Origin of the sequence: Exiguobacterium sp. ZWU0009 (assembly GCF_000798935.2) — a bacterium.
Classification (GTDB): Bacteria; Bacillota; Bacilli; order Exiguobacteriales; family Exiguobacteriaceae; genus Exiguobacterium_A; species Exiguobacterium_A acetylicum.
In genome coordinates, this window is the sequence record NZ_CP018057.1 from 1,749,206 (window position 1) to 1,766,460 (window position 17,255).

Here is a 17,255-nt window from a genome sequence, read left to right on the forward strand (position 1 = left end):
TTCAAGAATACCTAGACGAATTCCTTGTTTTTATCGATTAATTCAGAGGTGATTTTGCGCTCTTTGTTTTCCATACCACAAACAATAGAATCGCCGGAACGAGAAAGATGATTGCATCGGTAACGGTTGGTAGGCGTAATGCTGAGCTTGTTAAAAAACGAACGCCTTCCACCGTCCAAATTGTTAACATCAAGGCGGTCAATATTCCGAGTCGCCAGCGTCTCGGAATCCGGATCCAGTAAGCGAGTAATCGTTCCGATCGCTTCATTCTCATTCCACCTTTCGAACGGCTTTCAAGAAGCTTTGTTCCGTTTTATAGGAGGCCTCGCGCCACATGAAACGTTTTGTATGCTTGAACGTATTTTTTTCAAACTGGTTCCCCGAACTCGTCTTGAAGTAATGGGCGACACTTAAAGGACCGTCGAATGTGTTTCTGATGATCGTGTTATCATGGACGTCATGCTGGACGAGCAATTGACCACCCTCGAGCCCTTTCGTATCATTCCCGATCAGCTGATTTTGCTCGATCCGGACATGTTTTGTACCGCCCCGCTTCGTGTCATACCCACCGATCGCAATCCCGGTGTAGACGTTTTTCCGTACATCATTCTGGCGGACGATGACATCTTCTGCGTACCGTCCGGCATGTTCACTCGTTACCTCAATCCCGATGTCACTCGCTTCGACGAGATTCTTCTCAATTGTTAGGTTTTTCCCACCATCGACATAGATGCCGGCTGCATTGTATTCCTTCCCGTAAGCAGGATTCCCGTAGCTTGACGTCCGGTAGACACGATTTTCCGACACGACGCCTTCACGGACGTAGTCGTCTTTCTTCGATCGAGCGATTCCTTCATATCCGATCAAATCAATGCCGATGTTGTCGTTATCCCGTAAGACGTTCTTCGTCACACGGAAATGTTTGACGTTTCCGTTTAAGACGAGAGCTTCACTAAAACCGAGGCGATTCTGCTCGACTCGGTTGCCGGTGATCGTCAGGTGACGAATCGCTCCCGTTCCGTAGACGGCGATTCCGTGTGCATTCCCATCTTTCGCGAGCGTTTTGATGTGGCGGACCGTATTGTTCTTCAACGTGATGTGTGATCCTGATCCTGTAATCAAAATACCGATCGGTGTCGCGTCCGTTCGTTTCGACTGAACGGCTTCGATCGTCAGACCTTGAATTGTTACGTATTTCCGATCCTTGATCTGGATGATTGGTAAGGTGGCGTCCCGATCTTTGATGTTTTTCCCGCTTAACGTGACCTGCTCGTCTTGATAGTTTCGGAAGGAGATCGGGCGTTCTCTCGTTCCGCTCTGTCTAACGTTCAGTGCCTCGTGATACGTTCCCTTTCGCAAGTAGACCGTCGTACCCGCAGTCGCTTTTTGCGTCGCTTGTCGGATCGTTTTAAACGGATGCTTCAACGTGCCGGTATTTTCGTCACTGCCGTTCGGTGCGACGTATAACGATTTTGCCGTCGATTCGGCCTCTTCACCCGTCGAGGCACAACCGACGAGCAGGACGGTTGCTAATAACCATTTGCCGTTCATGATTTCCTCCTTTATTTAGCGAGAACATAGTTGGTATAATCTAGGTATCATTTCTAATTTTTTGAATATTTAATTTTATCCCGATTTACTATGACTATGGAAAAGAGGAACACGTCATGAAATATGCGCTTTTATTCACCCTTCCCTTGTTGCTTGCTGGTTGCACAACGGAAGCAACTGTCCTTCCAAAAGAAACCGTCAAGATTAAGAAGTCTTCCTTTTCGATTACACCCTCTACCGCAAAGGACGAGTCGCAGCAACAGCGGACATTTTTCTTGACTGGTACACTCGATCGCCCACTTCAGCTCAAAGCGGTCCAATTTGACGATACAAAACCACCAGAGGTGCTGATTGACAAATCGATTCCTGCCGGTACATACGATCGCACGCCGTTCCAGTTGACATATGATTTGAACCTGCTCAATAATTCGCATGCCTTTACGTATTCGCTTGATGCGAAGAATGGTATTCCTGAGACGAAAACGGCGTACACCTTACCTCAAAATCTCCAGACTGACAGCGGTCAATTCAATGATCAGAAACAGATGAATGTTTCGTTCTATCCCTTATTACTCAAACGCTACACGACAGGAGAATCGATCATCGGTCGCTCGATCGACACGTTATCCTCCCCTCACCTAAAGGTCAGAAAACAAGAAGGCGCGATTTTGATTTATTTGACGAAATCACGATAAGGAGAACAGCGGACCGAGAAAAAGTCCGCTGTTTTTAGTCCGTCAAGACGTGCGACATGTCAGCTTCTAATCGGATTATGGCTTCCCCATCCGTATATTCGACGATCGTCAAACTCGTTCCATGAATGAACGGCGGATCCCATAATGTCGCGAACGGCTTACGTTGAAGATGTGTCAGCAAGATGTTAAGGAAGATGCCATGCGTGACGATTAAGATGTTTTCGTCTTCTTTATGGTCAGCCAGTTGTTCCAAAAATGATAGGATGCGCTCGCGGACCGCGTCAAAGGATTCTCCACTCTCCGGTATGTACGTATGCGGCGTTTGCCAAAATGCAGCATGAGCAAGTGGATGCGCGACTTCAATTTCCGCTGCTGTCCTCCCTTCCCAGGCTCCCATGTGCATTTCACGCAATCGATCGTCGATGGTGACCGGAATCGCTGGATCGAGATCCATCATTCGAACTGTTTCTCGGACGCGACCAATCGGACTGATATAGAGGTGATCCAGGTGCATTTCACGTAAGCGGTGACCAAGGTCCCGCGCATTTTGCCTGCCCTTTGCTGTCAAGGGAGAGTCTTCCCAGCCTTGCATTCGTTTTTCTAAGTTCCATTCCGTCTCGCCATGACGCGTCATGTAAAGTGTTGGCATCTGTTCCATCCTTTCGATTTCTAGTTTCTTTCAAAAGTGTATCAAACTCTGGCTGTTTTTTCCTGCAACTAAAGAAAACGAATCTAGAAGAGAAATTCTCCCATCCGTTCGGTATGATGAAGATAGACCTAAAGGAGGAATTCGATGAATCGCCAAGAGATGATTGACCTTGCCAAACAAATCCGCTCAGATGAGGAACGTCCTCAAGTCACACCTCCTCATTCACCGCAAGCGACCACGACTACGCTACAAGTGCCGACTTCAGTCGGAGACGTTCGAGTGTTGTGCCACTCGCCAATCGATGCAGTAGAACCGTTACCTGGATTCATCAGTTTTCATGGCGGTGGTTTCATCACCGGAACGCCAGAGATGGATGAACCATGGAATTTGTTTCTCGCTGAGACCGCCAACTGTCATGTTCTCAATATTGAGTATCCGTTAGCGCCGGAGCATCCATTTCCCACTCCGGTCCACGTCGCCTATGAAGTCGTTCAGTGGATTTTCCAACATGCTGATACGCTACGCCTCGATGCTTCACGTATCGCAATCGGAGGGCATAGTGCCGGTGGCAATCTCGCGACTGCCGTATCGTTATGGAACGCTGAGCAGACAGATCCTGTGCCGCTCATCACTCAAATTCTGGACTATCCTCCGCTTGATCTCGCGACGGACCCCGCGGACAAACCGTTCTTCGAGGAAGCGATACCGGCTGAGCAAGCACGGCAGTTCAATGCGATGTACATCGCGCGATCGGAAGACGCATACCACCACCTCGCTTCGCCACTCTATGCGGCTCAACTCGATGCGTTACCACAGACGCTCGTCCTGACGGCGGAGCACGACTCGCTGGCGCAGGAGGCGCGGCAGTATGCAAAACGCCTTCAGTCGGCAGGTGTCGCTGTTGAACACCAGGAATTCGCTGGTCAAGCTCATGCCTTTACACACCACGGTGACTTAGACGCGGCGCTTCAGGCTTGGCAACGTATCGCGGATTACCTCAAGTCCGTCTATCGTTCGTAAGTATAAGGGGGCTGACTCAAAAGTCAGTCTCTACAAAGATAAGGGTGGCAGAACAATCATCTGCTACCCTTATCGCGTAAATAAAGAATGACGCGTTTCACGCCACTCCTACAGGAAAAAGCGCATTTTTGCGCTGTCAGAGACAAACAAGACCCGCTTACCTGCTTGAATAAAGCAGGTAAGCGGGTCTTGTGTCTCGCCTGAGGAAAGGGCGTGAAAAGACGCGTCATTCTTTTTTTCTACTCGGTGAGAAGCGAGTCAATCGGACTGTCTAGTGATTTCTGAATCAATCGCATGGTTGTCTCTTCCGGTCGATCACTGACGATCCACATTACGTCTTTTCCGTTTTGGTAGGCAAGATTGAGCTGTTTCCCTTGCTTTTGAACGTGTACCTTCAATCCGTTGATGGTACGTACCCGTTTTCCAAATCGTGCCGGAATCTGCTCACTTTTCAGTCGTGTCTCAATTACCGTATAATGACGATTCGTAACAAGTTTCGTCGTCATTTTTTTCTTGTTTCCTTCCCACGCTAGACTCCCTTCGATCGACTCGCCTTTCGTGGATTGATCCCGAATGAGATCCATAGAACTGCTTAACATCCAGTTCGACTTCTTTTCATAAATCATCAGCGAATCGAATCGTCCATCGATGACGCTTGCTAGCAGTAAATTATAGTCACCGAACCGAGCGTCCACTCGGAAATCGTCTTGCTTTAACGTATAGGTGGACTTGTCACTCAAGTCATATTTAAACTGATGTTCGGCCGTCTCTACAGCAGTCGGATAGGAGCCACTGTCGAACAAACTCGTACCATCAACGTGAATCTTTTCTTTCACCTCGACATTCTTTTCCGGTGCGCACCCGCTGATACAGAGGAGTCCTACTAGTATAAGCGGTATCGTTTTTTTATAACTGATTCGTTTCATCACATAAGCTCCTTCTTGTTTCATTTACATATTTGTAGACCTGGGTCGTCTTGCCATCCTTTTTCGATCACTCGTCGCTGAAAAATCGAATGACGCGCGGTACCGATTTGAAAAGGTGGCGTCGGTCGAATGATCCGATGAGTAAAGTCACTTGCACCGTATGGAAGATAGAGTTCAAAATCGGGTCGTCTCGTTACGCCGATTGCCGTGACGGTCTCAGGGAACCGCGAAATCGCATCCGTTACGGACTGATAAGGTGGTAATCCATTGACGAGATGCATTCGCGTTTGATTTTTAACAGACCACGGCAAATTCAATAATTTTCGTAACTGTTCTTCATGACGTTTTTCCGTGGCTTCCGAAAGATCAGTAGGATCAAAATAGACGATATCGATGTCCGATGTCGCCTGTCGTTCGATGTTCCAAATCTTCGAACGTAAGACACCGGCACAGATCCACCAATCCGGTAGATCTAGTCGTTCTACGATATCTAGCATTTGTTGTAATTCCAAATCTTCCTGTAATCGTCGTTCGATATCAGATTGATCCATTCGTTTCCCCTCGCATCTACTTTCTATTTGATGATTCTTGCTTCAGTTTACCTCAATTCCTCTATCAGGAAATCATTTCCTGTGTTTTTTAAGAAATGATTGAAAACAGCTCGTTCTCAACGTATGCAACCTTACGTTCGAACGAACTGTTTTTAAATGCGGATCAACACGATACCAGCTAGCATGACAAGTAGACTGACGATTTGCACACCGGTGACCGGTTGTTTTTTTGCACCGAACCAACCGAAACGATCAATCAATAGGCTGCCGGTCAGTAAACCAATCGTAACGATGACGACGGCGAGCCCTGTACCAACGAGTGGAACGATGAAAGCATTCCCGGCAACGAACAGTGCACCGATCAATCCCCCGATCCAGATCCAAGCAGGTAAGGATTGCGAACGATCGATGTGCCACTTCGTTCGGAGGATCAGATTCAGCAATAACAAGGTGATTGTACCGATGACGAATGAAATCAAGGCTCCTTTGACGGCTGACCCGAGAACACTTCCGAGATGACCATTGATCGCCGTCTGGGCAGCACTCATCATACCCGTCAGAATTCCGAGCAGACGCCAGACAAGCAACGAGTTTTCTGATGATGTCACCTGTTGCTTGCGCCGTCGTGCGAAATAGTCACCTAGCGCGACCGTCCCGACGACACCGAGTAACACAAGCACTGCGCCGATGACTCGTGTCAGCGAAAGTGAGGTGACCGTTGACTCAAACAATCCGAAATGATCGATCAACAGTCCCATGATGACCTGACCGAAAATGGGCATGATGACCGTTTGGACGCCTCCGAGTCGCGGAAACAACAAGATGTTCCCAGTCAAATAGATGACGCCGAGCAACCCCCCACCCCAAATCCAGAACGGTTCATCGGCAGTAGCCGTAAGACCTGTGAGATTCCCATCGACGAGCAACACGAGAATCAGTAAGAAGAGTGAGCCGATCGAAAAGGAAATCAGTGAAGCGAGGAACGGCGATCCCACGACGCTCCGTAGTCGTGTATTGACACTCGTTTGAACCGGTACGAGTAGACCGATAATAAATCCAATGATGATTGCAAGCATTCGAGGACCTCCTTCTTCATGTGCCCCTTCATCATACGGCAGTCGAACAAGCTGAGGCGACCGGAATGCTCAAAAAGGAGCCGGTTCATCGACCGGCTCCACGGATTAGATCTTTTTCCACGATTTCGGATACGTCCGCAGTTCCTTCTTCGTCGGATGCTCAGCATCGAGACGTTTTCCGTTTCGTTCAAGCAACATATCGGATACGAGCAAAACAATCGCAAGGACGACATAGACGGCAAAACTGAGGAAGAATGGCAAGTCGAATACGATGATCAGCGGGAAGAATAATCCCATTAAGATCACGAACAGAAAATCGGTCACATACTGCCATTGAATGATTTTCTTCATCTGTGGTTCTACCGTTAATGCCATATCACGTTCGACTTCTTGTGAGTGAATCCGCGCAATCCAGACCAATGCCACAAGTAAAAAGAACAATGGCCAGTATACGTCACGATTGGCGACGACTAATAAGATACTGACGCCGTACAGCAACGAGCTGTACAAACGTGGTTTGATGAGTTGACGCTTTTCTTCTTGAATGAACGCGATGCGTTCGGCTTTCGTTTTCACCTATATTCCCCCAAACGGATGTGACGTCTACTATTAATTCGGTCGAACGGTCCGTGATCGACCGATGTACTCGACTTTATTTTGAAGTACACGATACATCCGGTATTCTCCCGTCGGTGCCGACTTCAGCTGAACGGCAATCTGATGACGTCGTGATTTCGATGATTCCGACGCTACGAAGTACGGTTTGACCGATGCGATATCATCGCGTCCGAACTGCTTCGTCACGTGTCGAACGACTTGTACTTCAACAATCTGTTCATAGGTCGCATCCCGTTCATCTGCGATCATCCACCAGCCGACACCGCTAATTATTACGAGTAATAGAATCGCCCCGATCGTTTTTCGCATTTCGATCCCCCCGGTTCACGTGCCCTTACTTACTGTTTCAATTCGTGAACGATGTTTTCCTGCTTTCGTCGGGTGACGAACCAAGCGATGCTTATGACAAGCACTATTAAACCGACAATGGTTCCGGCAATCGTCGGTACGTTGAAGTAAAATGATCCCGCATCATCAATCCGTGTCACGAAGAAGGTCGCACCAAGACCACTGATCAGTCCAAAGGTGATGCCGCTCCCAATGAATAAGAGCATTTGAAGGAGTGTAAGCTGACGGAGCTTGTTCCGTGTCAACGCAATCGTTCGTAGCAATGCGTATTCACCTCGTTTTCCACTCACGAAACTGAGTAAGGCGTTTGCAAGTCCGAACCAGACGGATCCACTCATGACGACAAGCGCAATCAAGAAGACGAACCAGCGTTCCGTCGTTTGTTGCTCCGCATCGCGAAGTGCGTCAGATAGTCGATTCACTTGCAATGTCGGATAACTTTCTGTGATCTCTAATAATGTTGTGGTCACTTGCGCCTTCGTTAACTCGGACGGAACGTCGATAAAGACATTCAAGATGTGATCGTTTGGTTGCCGCAGTTGCTCGTTCCGCCAATCCACGAGGACGTCTGGTGCTATCTTCTTTTCAATTCCAACGATTCGGAATTGACCGACCGAAACGTTTCGTTCTTGTTCCCCGTCCCATCGCCCGATTGGCAACATATCGCCTTTTTGAAGACTGTGTGTTTTAGCAAAGGCGCGTGAGACGATGATTCCTTCTGTGTCACTCGTCTGCTCTCCCGCTAAGACATCAAGACGACGATAATCCGTCACTTCGTATTCGATCGAGACATCTTCTTGAGGCGACTGGTATTCGAAGGAATTGCGAGACGACAGGAAGGTCGCTCTTGCGCCAGGTAGGTCGGTTTCAATTTGTCGAATCAATTGCAACGGGTTTCCTTGCGATCCTTCATCCAAACGACTCTTTAGGACGACTTCTGTCGGATATTGGCTGATGATGTACTTCCGCTCGTTTTGTTGCACCGTCTCAAGGAACGTCGAGCCGATGACGACGATGATCATCAATACTTGAACGATCAGCATCAACCAAGCATTTTTCCGTAGTTGCGGTAACACGCCCCGGAAGGCAACGAAACTCGTCGGTCCCGCTAACCGACGAACAATCGGTTCCGCTCGCTGGAGCACTCCCTTCAAGAGGAGTGGCGTCGCAAGGTACATCGTCAGTAAAAAGGCGACGGTTGCACCGAGCCAGGCGATTGCCCGTGACCCATCCGTACTGGAAATCACTTCAGCGAACAACACCAAACTGACAGTCAATCCACTACTGAACAGGACGAGACGTTTTCGTCGAGTCGGTCGTGACGCCGTTTTCAGATTTTCTCGCAAGACGTGGAGTGGTAACACATCCCGTTTTCGATAAGCCGTACTCGCAAGCAACAGCAGAATCAACAAAGCACTACCGATCGTGATGAGCATCAAAAACGCTCCCTGTTCAATCATGAGGGAGACGATCATTTTACCCTCTGTCGGCCATACGAGTTGACCGAGTAACGGGAAGAAAATACTGCCTAGAATCGTAAGCATCATTCCGGCTAAGACAATCAATCCAGATTGAACGAAGAACAGCTGAAACAATTGCCGGGTCGTTGCTCCAAGCGTCCGCATAATCGCAAATTGAACAGCATGTTTACGTAAATACAAGTCGAAGTTCGCCATCAAGATGAAACCGGAGACGACAAGGATCAGTACTGACAAGATTCCGATGTAGCCGTTCAGCGCCGGTGAGAGCGCTTGCCCCTCCGCAAGTTCAACCCGGAGCTTCGGATTCGCTTTGACGAGTCTATCGGCATAGTGGACGAAATCCACCTCTTTTTTTAGATTGAGCAAGACGGCTTTCGTTTCGATTGGATGGTTCTTTTTCAGATCAGCATACGAAAGCAAGACTTGATCGTGCGAAGCTTCAGGCGTTTTTGTATTTGGTAAAATCTCACGGATTCGATACGTCGCTTCTCCAACGCGAAGCGTTTGTCCGACACTACGATCAAGCGACGTCGCGAGTCGAGCTGACACGATCGCTTCTCCCTGTTTCAAATCGTTCGTGAAATGATACCGACTTTTCGTCAGAGCATCCGAATGAACTCCCATCGTTTCCACGTCGGCCATCGTTTGACCAGCGACGCGCGCTGTCGTCTGTAAGATCGACTCTGCGTCCAAGCCATCGTGATCCTTTTTAAGTTGCTCAAACACGGACTGATCCGCCTGCTCATCTTCAGGTGTATATTTGACCGTCAGATCGACTTGACCGTATCTTTGTTCACGATCCGCTTCGATTGCGGCTTGATTATGTAGTAAAAAAATGACCATCGTTAAGACAAGACCAATCGAAATCATGACGCTTCCGATTGAGGTCACTAAAATCATCGGACTTTTACGGTACAGTCGGTGCGAAAGACGGAAGAGATGTTGTCGTTTCATACAGCCCCCACGAACTGCTCGTATGTCTCTAAGATCGGCGCCACGTCTCCGGTCGACAGCTGATCGGCAACGAGCTGTCCGTCATGGAAATACAGCACACGTTTCGCATGAGCAGCTACGGTCGCATCATGGGTCACGAGCAGGATACTCGTTTGTTGTTCGCGATTGAGTTCTTGTAGCAATTGCATGATTTCAGCAGATGTCTTGAAATCGAGGTTCCCCGTCGGCTCATCCGCTAAGATGATCGGTGGTCGACTGATCAAGGCACGTGCGATCGCAACACGTTGTTGTTGTCCACCCGACAGCTCTTGCGGTCGATGATTGTTCCACTTCGTCAGTCCGACTCGTTTGAGCCAAGTCTCTACCTCTTGATTGATCGTTTTATCATCCGTCCCCTTCAACATCAACGGTAAGGCGATATTCTCATGCACCGTCAAGTCATCGAGTAAATGAAACGATTGAAAGATGAAGCCGATATGTTGTTGTCGGTATAACGTCGCAGCAGGTTCAGTGAAGATGTCGCGTTGCCGTTTTTCTTTTAAGGTCAACGTTCCGCTGGTTGGCGCGTCAAGCGCTCCCAGGATATTCAACAGTGTACTTTTCCCGGAGCCACTCGTGCCCATGATGGCGATGAATCCTCCTTCCTCTAACGTAAAGCTGACTTGCTTCAACGCATGGATCGTCTCCGTTCCACGTATGTAGGTTTTTGATAACCGTTCGACTTCTAATAAAGCTGACACGCAAATCCCTCCTTAATTATTCCGTCTTTATCATAACCATAATAAGGATTTTTTAGAAGTAAATGCAAAAAAAACCCTCATCCAAACGACGAGGAGTTACTGGTTATTGTCGGACATATTTCAATGGAATCAAATCCGCGATCCGGACTTTCGTCAACTGATCGTCGATCGTCAAGAGGACAAACGCGTCCGGTGCATAATCGGAAATCAATTCGCGACACATGCCGCACGGACTGACGACACGAATCGTTCGGTCCGTCTCATCCGAATAAGGATGTCGGACAGCGACGATCGTCTCAAAATCCGTCAATCCATCCGTGATGGCGGAACCGATCGTGATGGCTTCCGCGCACACCGTCACCCGTCCGATATAGGCTTCGACATGAACACCCGTTTTCGTCGCGCCATCTTTTGTCCGCAACGCAGCTGCGACGTGATGTTTATCGTCAGCGTAACGGCTTTGAATCGTTTCGGTTGCTAGTTCGACCAGTTGTAGGTCGGCTTCTGTAATCGGATAAGTCTGCATAACGTGCTCCTTACGTGTCTTTTTTCTTATAGGTCAAACCGATGAATTGTGCTTTTTCATTGAACAGTCGACGGTAGGATAGAAAACCAACGAGGACCGATGCCATCGCCGCCGTCGTCAAGATCAGGAATAGAATCAATAGTTGATAAAGGACTGCTTCCATCGGATCCGCGCCACCGATGATCAACCCACTCATCATCCCTGGCAGTTGGACGAGGCCCATCGTTTTTTGCGCTTCAATCGTTGGAATCATACTTGTCCGAATCGCGCCTTTTAAGCTCGTATCAATCGCTGTCTTCGCATCTCCACCAAGCGAAAGAATCAGTTCAATGACCTCGTCGCTTCGTTCGACCTCGTCCTTGAACTTATTAAGAAACAATAAGGACAAAATCATACAGTTCCCAATGACCATCCCGCTGATCGGAATGACTTGCTGGGCTTCAAACGGAATGATTTGTAATCCAAGCAAAATGCCCATCGTCAATGCTTCGACCGCAATCAGTGTCAACAAGATGATCCACTGGATCCCAGGAATCCCGTCCCCTTTACGGATGACGTTCAGTGTCGCTGCACCGATCATCAACAGAATCATGAGTAACATGAAAATTGGACTGCCGCTCTCAAAGACGAACGTCAGAATGTAACCGATGATCAAGAGTTGGACGATTGATCGAACGGTTGCGATGATGATGTCCTTCTCTAAACCAAGCTGTAACGTCCGTGCTAAGACGAGGGGGATCAGAATGAAGATTAGCGAAGTTGCCAGTTGGAGGTAACTCATACCGATTCCCCCTTCAAGAATGCTTGCGTCTCGGCTTGACCACTTGAAGCGAGTTCTTTAAAATCACCAGACTCGATCAATCGTCCATCCTTTAAAAACCAGACGTCGTCGCTGACCCGCTTTGCTTGCTCTAAGTCATGCGTAATCCAAATGATTGTCGTCTGTAACTCCTGCTGTAGATCAAGGATTAGCTTCTCAATCTCTTGTACCATTCGGTAATCGAGACTTGCCGTGATTTCATCGAGCAACAGGACGTCTGGACGATTGACGAGTGTCCGTGCGATTCCAAGTCGGCTTCGTTCGCCACCGGACAAATCTTTGACCGGTCGCTCAAGTTCGACGGATAGTTCGACTTGTTGTAGCAAGCGTTCCGCCTCCTCGCGTGGCAACGATTCCCCGAAGATCGATTTCGGTAAATTGATATTATCGTAGACGGTACCTGGAATCATCGGCGCGCTTTGGAACGCCATTCCGATCCGTTTGCGGACGTCGAGCAGATTCATCTGCTCGAGTGGTTCGCCTCGAAAACAAATTTCGCCGCGATCGGGAGAAATAAGTCCGTTGATGTGTTTCAATGTCGTGGATTTTCCGGCACCACTCGGTCCGACGAGCGTCGTAATGACACCTTCTCGGAACTCACCCGTTATTTCGTGTAAGATGTGTTGATAGCTGACTTCGTGAAACGTAAGAATCGACATACTGTGTGTTCACCTGACTTTCTACAAATTTCGGGTAATGCTCCTGTAATGTTGTACCCGAAAATCCGTCACCTTAGTACGTCAAGCAACACTTCCTTACGCGTGAATGATCTCTCCGGCAAAATCATATGGTACCGTTCGACCAGCAAAGAGCGATTCTTTTGACGCTTCCGGTAAATTGAGGTGTTTGAACGCTTCTTCACGGTCCATCCAGACGAGTCCGGAAATTTCTTCTGGGACATTCGTCTGCAATTGACCGGAAGTGATTTCTCCCGCGAAGAAGAAAAAGAGACAATGTTCCCCCGCTTGCGGAAAGAATGCTTCTGCCACATGGACGATGTCACCTGGGATGATGGTAAATCCTGTCTCTTCTAATACTTCACGCGCGATTGCCATATGTAACGTTTCGTCACGTTCGACCGTCCCACCGGGCAATGTATAGTAGTCACCGTGATCGCCACGATTTTCAACCATCAATAACTGACTGCCTGTGGCATTGAATAAGGTCGCATAAACAATGTTTTTTCGTGTGTTCATGTTCATCCTCCTATCGTTTTGTACATCTGCTATTTCTGATCAAAGCGTGTTGTTTTTAATATGTCTTTTCTAACTCATTTGTCCAAATTTCAATTTGACCTTCTAGGAACGCAATCAACTCTTTCATTTCCGCATCACTTGGTAAGAAGGATACTCCCGCTCTCGCATAGACGTCTTGAATCGAATGGGTGTGACTAAGCGCTAAAGCTGCAAGGAAGTCCTTCATCGTTTGGTCAGGATCTTTCGTAAAACAGTGATACAACTGAAGAGCAGCAATTTGGGCTATCGCATATTCAATGTAATAAAATGGCGTCTCAAAGAGATGAATGACACTCATCCATTCGAGGCCTTTCCAATCGAGCGTTTCCGACCAATCGATGACGTCCGTATCATACGTCTCCCGGAGACGAGCAAAAGAAACTTGGCGCTCTTCCGGCAGATGGTCCGGGTGAGCATAGAGCCACGACTGGAAACGATCAACGATAATCGTTTGTGGCAAAAACTCCACTATGGAACGAATCTGTTCGAGTTTCGCTCGGGCAACGTCTTTTCGACCTGGAATCACTTGGTGCCACTCGTTCATCGACAACAACTCAAGTGACATAGCAGCGAATTCCCCTACTTCAAGCGGAATCGGTTGTAGTCCATCATACGTCTCTTTCATCGCATCATGATGGACGGCATGCCCGATCTCATGCATAAAGATGACGAGATCATCAAACGTATGGATGCGATTCATGAATAGGAACGATTGTTGTTCGACCGGTAAATACTCACAAAACCCTCCGCCCGCTTTATTCGACCGGGCACCGATATCGAGATGATTTGTATGTCGCATTTCTCTTAATACGTCAGCAAAATATAAATGCACGCTCTCGAGGATTGCTTGTGCCTTATCTAAGAATGAAGTATCAGACCCGGTTACATGATGATCAATCTGCGTATAGGCCGATTGCCGAACGTCCCACGGATGGAGCGCCTGTTTGCCGAGAAACGTTTGTTGCTCGAGCTGAAATCGCTGTTTAACCGGCAGAAAATAAGTTTGAATGATGCTGGCGTAATGATCGACATCCTTGCTTGTATAATCGATACGTCCGAGCTCCGCAAAAGCTAATTCTTCGTATCCCGACTGATGCCTTGCAGAAGCACGCGCTTGTCGCAAGTCGACGAGTTGCGAAAATAATCGTTGAATGACAGATTCATTCGTCCGGAACGCTTCCTCAATCGATAAGAATGCTTGTTTCCGTGTCGGCTCATCTGCATCAAATAAGGCGGCATAGAGATCAGAAACCACTTCTCCCGCTTCTGTCAGCATCGTTGCCTCATTCTGGAGATACTCTTGAATGAGACGTGCTTCCTCTTCCGTCACAGACGTCGCTCTTAGTGACTGTTTCCAGAGTGCTCGCGTTCGAATCGGAACGTCGTCGCGCGAGATAAAATTCATTTTTACCGAATGTCTTAACGTATCGAGTTTGTCTGATAGCTGCTGACGTCCTTGTTCGTATGTATTAGTTGCGTCCGAGTCTGTCACGTCCTGGAGATACGTGATTTTTTGTTTGAGCAATGTCTCTTCCATTTGGAGAATCGAAGCAATCTGGTGCGTAACATTCTCATCATTATTAATAACATTGTTTATACATGACTGAGATTTCATCGACGGATTTCACATCTCCTTTCAACTTATTCCAGTATACAGTTTATGCCAACGATATGATCATTTTACGAATAAATGACTATTATGTTGTCTTTTTTGACTATTATCGTTGTCAAAAAGACTATGATAAGTTACATTATATAGGAGGTGAATCCCTATATGAAATCCCGTTTAAAAGAATTACGTGCTCGCCACGGATGGAATCAGTCTGAACTGGCACGGCGCGCGAACATTTCTCGCCAGACGATCAGCTTAATCGAACGCGAAGAATTCATGCCGTCGCTACTGATCGCCGTCAAAATTTCTCGTGTGTTTGACACACCGCTAGAAGACATCTTTTATTTCGATGAGGAGGAATTAACATGAACAAGGAAGCAGTCAAGGTCATCATCGCAGGATTACTCGGTTTCATTAGTAGTTATATCGTTATGTTTGTCCTCAAAAATACGCATTTGTCACAGTTTGAACGATCGCTCTATCTTGATTACATATTCACTGGTCTTTTCGTTATCTTGACGATCTTGACTCTCAGTTACATCGTACGCTATTTGCAAATTCGTCAATTGACTCGACGCTCCGTTTCTTCCAACGAAGAGGACGCGATTGACGATCAAGTGAATCGCTACTATGCGGACGGCATGATGATCGTGCAGTTCTCCAATCTTCTCAGCATCGGACTTGCATCATTTAGCATCATTGAAAACCAGTTCGGACTTCATTTGATACTGAGCGGACTCTTTTTTATCATCAGTAGTCTTGTCTCTGTTTTTTATCTTAATCTCATGCATCATATATATCCGGACCGTCAGTTCCCGAAGTACTCGGAAACAAACTATATCAAAAAGCTGTTCGCTGCTTCAGATGACGGCGAGCGACACGTCATGTTAGAAGGACTCATCCGTTCACAATCTTCTTTGCAACTCCTATTAATGGGTATTATCGTCGTATTGGTCGTGTATTCATATGAGACCGGTCAATCTCAGATCTTCGCGATCAGCTTATTGATTTTCGCCTTGATCTGGAGCAACGCAAAATATTTTCTCCATGTACGCAATCGCTAAAAAGGAGCATCCGGTCCGTCGACCGGGTGCTCCTTTATATGCCTTCAAAAATCACGATGATTTTGTTGTTGATGGACATCATGTTGATTCAGTGTATATTCCTGATCGTCGAGCGAGCGATGTTTCGATTGACTCCGCGCTGAAATGAACCAGGCGACTCCACCAACGGCGAGAAAAATAGCAATGAAGATCATAGACACCCTCCTTTAGATTCCTTTTTTACTTTATTCTTCCAACACCTTTGTTTTTCCTTTACGATAAGGTAGAAGATAAAAATAATCAGGGGGCGTTAGGATGTTCGGCAAAGAACCGACATGTATTCATTGCGGCAAAACGATTGAAGGAAACGAAAAAGTCTACATCCAGATGCGCTATCCGAAACATCGCGGGATGACGGAAGTCAAAGCATACCTAAAAAGCGAAGGACGTTTCATTTGTGAGCAATGTTTCGCTGAAAAGACAGAGTCAAAGGGGTAAGCACTTATGAACCTGAAAGAGAGTACGATTTTAGTTACAGGAATGACCGGAACGCTTGGTTCTCGTGTTGCGCGACGTTTTCTAAAAGAAGCGCGTGAAGTACGCGGTTTGTATCGCTCTCAGGAACAAGCGGATCAACACGCCTTCAAAGGTGTCCACGCAGTCATCGGTAAACTCGGTGATCCGAATTCGCTTCTTACAGCACTTCAAGGCGTCGATCTGTTGATTCACTGTGCTGCCTATCTCGGAGATGATCCCGATTTAGCACAGGAAGCAAATGTCACTGGTGTACAACATCTCGCGGATGCTGCGACAAAAGCTCGTGTCAAGCGCATCGTTCACATCTCGACGACTTCCGTGTACGGCGAAGTCGTGAGTGGACATTTTACGGAAACGTCACCGCTCCTACCGTCCGAGCACGTCTACATCCATACAAAGCAGGAATCCGAACGCCTGTTACAGGAAAACACACCCGATTCCGATTTAATCATCTTACGCCCAGGATCAATTTGTGCCGAGGAGCAGTCCTATTGGGGGGATCGTCAAGTCGAGCGGATGAAGGAGGCGGATGTGATTACCTGGGTGCATCCGGATGATGTCGTCCCGTGGGTCCATACGGATAATCTAGTCGAAATGATCGTCCTTGCCGCAACAAATGCGCATAATGGGGATATCTTCAATGCAATCGATTCGAATCTACCTGAGACGGATTTCCGGATGAAGTTGATCACAGCAAGTGACAAGCCGTACCAAATACCGAAGCGTGCAGCGGAACACGCGACATTTGCGAATGACCGAATCAAGCAACTTGGTTATATTCCGATTCGCACTCCTGAATCAACTATTGAACAGTTGGTCAAATCGTTTTAATAACGAAGAGGCATCGAATCGAGTGATTCGGTGCCTCATTTA

At 47.5% G+C, this 17,255-nt stretch carries 22 protein-coding genes; 6 read left to right on the forward strand and 16 right to left on the reverse strand.

Annotated features, from left to right (window positions below; translation table 11 throughout):
- Nucleotides 1-37: 37 nt before the first annotated feature.
- Together L985_RS16890 and L985_RS09265 are read right to left on the reverse strand one after the other, a co-directional pair.
- Nucleotides 38-268, reverse strand: coding sequence for a hypothetical protein (locus L985_RS16890; protein ID WP_047394682.1), 231 nt, complete (start codon nt 266-268; stop codon nt 38-40).
- 2 nt (nt 269-270) lie between these two features.
- Nucleotides 271-1,551, reverse strand: a complete 1,281-nt coding sequence (locus L985_RS09265) for a right-handed parallel beta-helix repeat-containing protein (protein ID WP_047394686.1) — start codon at nt 1,549-1,551, stop codon at nt 271-273.
- A 116-nt stretch (nt 1,552-1,667) separates the two neighbouring features.
- Between L985_RS09265 and L985_RS09270 the strand changes: the two genes are divergently transcribed.
- The gene (locus L985_RS09270) at nt 1,668-2,246 is read left to right on the forward strand and encodes a hypothetical protein (RefSeq protein WP_047394690.1); all 579 of its coding nucleotides are present in this window, start codon (nt 1,668-1,670) and stop codon (nt 2,244-2,246) included.
- Between the two features lie 34 nt (nt 2,247-2,280).
- Here the strand turns inward: L985_RS09270 and L985_RS09275 are convergent, their stop codons facing one another.
- Nucleotides 2,281-2,895: a histidine phosphatase family protein gene (locus L985_RS09275; protein WP_047394694.1), complete on the reverse strand. Its 615-nt coding sequence runs from the start codon at nt 2,893-2,895 to the stop codon at nt 2,281-2,283.
- A gap of 144 nt (nt 2,896-3,039) precedes the next feature.
- Between L985_RS09275 and L985_RS09280 the strand changes: the two genes are divergently transcribed.
- Nucleotides 3,040-3,915 (forward strand): alpha/beta hydrolase, encoded by an 876-nt coding sequence (locus L985_RS09280; RefSeq protein ID WP_047394698.1) that lies wholly within the window; start codon nt 3,040-3,042, stop codon nt 3,913-3,915.
- Between the two features lie 239 nt (nt 3,916-4,154).
- On the opposite strand, the gene L985_RS09285 is transcribed toward L985_RS09280, so the two are convergent.
- The 12 genes from L985_RS09285 to L985_RS09340 form a co-directional block, all read right to left on the reverse strand.
- Nucleotides 4,155-4,841 (reverse strand): hypothetical protein, encoded by a 687-nt coding sequence (locus tag L985_RS09285; RefSeq protein WP_148662030.1) that lies wholly within the window; start codon nt 4,839-4,841, stop codon nt 4,155-4,157.
- Nucleotides 4,842-4,861: 20 nt separating this feature from the next.
- A complete protein-coding gene (locus L985_RS09290) occupies nt 4,862-5,392 on the reverse strand; it encodes a nucleotidyltransferase family protein (protein WP_047394705.1) in 531 nt (176 codons plus the stop codon).
- A 152-nt stretch (nt 5,393-5,544) separates the two neighbouring features.
- The gene (locus L985_RS09295) at nt 5,545-6,468 is read right to left on the reverse strand and encodes a DMT family transporter (protein WP_047394708.1); all 924 of its coding nucleotides are present in this window, start codon (nt 6,466-6,468) and stop codon (nt 5,545-5,547) included.
- A gap of 105 nt (nt 6,469-6,573) precedes the next feature.
- Nucleotides 6,574-7,044, reverse strand: a complete 471-nt coding sequence (locus L985_RS09300; protein WP_047394710.1) for a hypothetical protein — start codon at nt 7,042-7,044, stop codon at nt 6,574-6,576.
- A 33-nt stretch (nt 7,045-7,077) separates the two neighbouring features.
- A complete protein-coding gene (locus L985_RS09305; protein WP_047394714.1) occupies nt 7,078-7,395 on the reverse strand; it encodes a hypothetical protein in 318 nt (105 codons plus the stop codon).
- A 29-nt stretch (nt 7,396-7,424) separates the two neighbouring features.
- Nucleotides 7,425-9,869, reverse strand: a complete 2,445-nt coding sequence (locus L985_RS09310; protein ID WP_047394717.1) for an ABC transporter permease — start codon at nt 9,867-9,869, stop codon at nt 7,425-7,427.
- Nucleotides 9,866-10,615 carry an ABC transporter ATP-binding protein gene (locus L985_RS09315; RefSeq protein ID WP_047394720.1) on the reverse strand — a complete coding sequence of 250 codons (750 nt, stop codon included), beginning with the start codon at nt 10,613-10,615 and terminating at the stop codon, nt 9,866-9,868. Before L985_RS09315 ends, L985_RS09310 begins: the two co-directional genes overlap by 4 nt.
- A gap of 97 nt (nt 10,616-10,712) precedes the next feature.
- Nucleotides 10,713-11,135, reverse strand: coding sequence for a cytidine deaminase (locus L985_RS09320; protein ID WP_047394725.1), 423 nt, complete (start codon nt 11,133-11,135; stop codon nt 10,713-10,715).
- A 10-nt stretch (nt 11,136-11,145) separates the two neighbouring features.
- Nucleotides 11,146-11,916: an ABC transporter permease gene (locus tag L985_RS09325; RefSeq protein ID WP_029341829.1), complete on the reverse strand. Its 771-nt coding sequence runs from the start codon at nt 11,914-11,916 to the stop codon at nt 11,146-11,148.
- A complete protein-coding gene (locus L985_RS09330; protein ID WP_029341830.1) occupies nt 11,913-12,614 on the reverse strand; it encodes an ABC transporter ATP-binding protein in 702 nt (233 codons plus the stop codon). The genes L985_RS09325 and L985_RS09330 overlap by 4 nt, the downstream gene beginning before the upstream one ends.
- A 96-nt stretch (nt 12,615-12,710) precedes the next feature.
- Nucleotides 12,711-13,151: an NUDIX domain-containing protein gene (locus L985_RS09335; protein WP_047394729.1), complete on the reverse strand. Its 441-nt coding sequence runs from the start codon at nt 13,149-13,151 to the stop codon at nt 12,711-12,713.
- 55 nt (nt 13,152-13,206) lie between these two features.
- Nucleotides 13,207-14,805: a M3 family metallopeptidase gene (locus L985_RS09340; RefSeq protein ID WP_084642238.1), complete on the reverse strand. Its 1,599-nt coding sequence runs from the start codon at nt 14,803-14,805 to the stop codon at nt 13,207-13,209.
- Nucleotides 14,806-14,964: 159 nt separating this feature from the next.
- Here L985_RS09340 and L985_RS09345 point away from each other — a divergent pair, with 159 nt between their 5' ends.
- Both L985_RS09345 and L985_RS09350 read left to right on the forward strand, forming a co-directional pair.
- A complete protein-coding gene (locus L985_RS09345; protein WP_023468455.1) occupies nt 14,965-15,171 on the forward strand; it encodes a helix-turn-helix transcriptional regulator in 207 nt (68 codons plus the stop codon).
- Nucleotides 15,168-15,866 (forward strand): DUF3169 family protein, encoded by a 699-nt coding sequence (locus tag L985_RS09350; RefSeq protein ID WP_029341833.1) that lies wholly within the window; start codon nt 15,168-15,170, stop codon nt 15,864-15,866. The genes L985_RS09345 and L985_RS09350 overlap by 4 nt, the downstream gene beginning before the upstream one ends.
- Before the next feature lie 44 nt (nt 15,867-15,910).
- Here L985_RS09350 and L985_RS16970 read toward each other — a convergent pair whose 3' ends face one another.
- Nucleotides 15,911-16,060, reverse strand: a complete 150-nt coding sequence (locus L985_RS16970) for a hypothetical protein (RefSeq protein WP_158513345.1) — start codon at nt 16,058-16,060, stop codon at nt 15,911-15,913.
- A 100-nt stretch (nt 16,061-16,160) separates the two neighbouring features.
- Between L985_RS16970 and L985_RS09355 the strand changes: the two genes are divergently transcribed.
- Nucleotides 16,161-16,343: a hypothetical protein gene (locus tag L985_RS09355; RefSeq protein WP_029341834.1), complete on the forward strand. Its 183-nt coding sequence runs from the start codon at nt 16,161-16,163 to the stop codon at nt 16,341-16,343.
- Between the two features lie 6 nt (nt 16,344-16,349).
- Nucleotides 16,350-17,213 carry an NAD-dependent epimerase/dehydratase family protein gene (locus L985_RS09360; RefSeq protein WP_047394737.1) on the forward strand — a complete coding sequence of 288 codons (864 nt, stop codon included), beginning with the start codon at nt 16,350-16,352 and terminating at the stop codon, nt 17,211-17,213.
- Nucleotides 17,214-17,255: the final 42 nt, after the last annotated feature.